We start from the raw sequence: 370 nt of genomic DNA, 5'->3' as shown, positions 1-370 counted from the left end.
CTTCGTGCCGATCGGCGGCGGTGGGCTCGCGGCGGGGGTGGCTGCGTACGTGAAATCGGTGCGCCCGGAAATCAAGGTAATCGGCGTGCAGACCGATGATTCGTGCGCGATGGCCGCGTCGCTGAAAGCTGGCGAGCGGGTCACGTTGAACGAGGTTGGTCTGTTCTCGGACGGCACGGCGGTGAAGCTGGTCGGCGAAGAGACCTTCCGTCTGTGCAGCGAATATCTCGACGACGTGCTGCTCGTGAACACAGATGCGCTATGTGCCGCGATCAAGGATGTCTTCCAGGACACCCGCAGCGTGCTGGAGCCTGCGGGTTCTTTGGCCGTGGCCGGTGCCAAGCAGTATGCAGAGCGCGAAGGCATCGAG

General features: G+C 63.5%; 1 protein-coding gene. It reads left to right on the top strand.

The window, feature by feature from the left end; translation table 11 throughout:
- Positions 1 to 370: pyridoxal-phosphate dependent enzyme (locus P0D70_RS36880; RefSeq protein WP_408188141.1), on the top strand; the 370-nt coding region annotated here is incomplete at both ends.

Source organism: Paraburkholderia sp. RL17-381-BIF-C, from assembly GCF_046026435.1.
Lineage (GTDB): Bacteria > Pseudomonadota > Gammaproteobacteria > Burkholderiales > Burkholderiaceae > Paraburkholderia.
This window is presented reverse-complemented; position numbering and strand designations above follow the sequence as displayed.